Below are 1,007 nucleotides of genomic sequence, written 5' to 3'. Positions count from 1 at the left end.
GCGGGGGAGGCGGATGTGGCGGCGGCCGGGTTGGATGAGGCCGGTCATCCTCTGTTGGGTGCGGTGATCGCCTCGCCCGATGACGACGGTGTCGTCCTCACCGGACGGCTGTCCGGACGGGTCCCCGCCTGGCTGGCCGACCACCGGATCGGTGGAAGGACCTTCTTCCCCGGTACCGCCTTCGTGGAGCTCGCCATCCGGGCGGGTGACCAGGTCGGATGCGACCGGATCGAGGAACTGGCCCTCCAGACGCCCCTCGTACTGCCCGTGGAGGGCAGCGTTCAGGTGCAGGTCGTCGTGCAAGCCGGCGACGAGGCCGGGGGACGCCCGGTCGCGGTGTACTCCCGGACCGCGGACGCGCAGGACTGGACGTGTCACGCCACAGGTCTGCTGACATCCGGAGCAGCACCCGTCGCCGAAGCCGGCATGACGCAATGGCCGCCGGTGGACGCGGAGCCGTTCGAACTGGACGGTTTCTACGACGACCTGTCCGACGTCGGACTTGAGTACGGGCCCGTCTTCCAGGGGCTGCGGGCCGCGTGGCGGCGCGGTGATGAGATCTTCGCCGAAGTGGCCCTGCCGGAGCACGCGGAGCCGGACGCGAACCGTTTCGGGCTGCACCCCGCACTGCTGGATGCCGCACTGCACGTGACCGCCCTGACCGACGTGGTCGGCGAGCGCGCCGCTCTGCCCTTCGCCTGGTCGAACGTCGACCTGCATGCCTCGGGTGCCTCGGTGTTGCGGGTACGGATGAGCCCGCTCCGCCCAGGAAGCGTGTCGCTCCAGGCGACCGATGCGTCGGGTATGCCAGTGATCTCGGTCGGGCAGCTGACGCTGCGCGACGTCTCCATGGAGCAGCCGTCGGCCGCACAGCTCGCCGGCCCGGACGCGCTGTACGAGGTGGCGTGGACCCCCGTGGCTGTTCCTGCCGTGGCTGATGTGTCGTCGGTGGTGTGGGAGGGGTTGGGTTCGGTCGGTGTGGTGCCGGACGTGGTGCCGGATGTGGT

The 1,007-nt window shown here is 70.4% G+C and carries 1 protein-coding gene; it reads left to right on the top strand.

All coding sequences use genetic code 11. The features are described 5' to 3' along the window. Positions 1-63 precede the first annotated feature (63 nt). The coding region (locus tag ACZ4NB_RS38775) for a polyketide synthase dehydratase domain-containing protein (RefSeq protein WP_467667764.1) at positions 64-1,007 on the top strand (944 nt) is incomplete at its 3' end.

This window comes from Streptomyces sp. NPDC026575, assembly GCF_055567415.1.
Note: the sequence above shows the minus strand (reverse complement) of the source record. Positions and strands in the feature narration are given on the sequence as shown.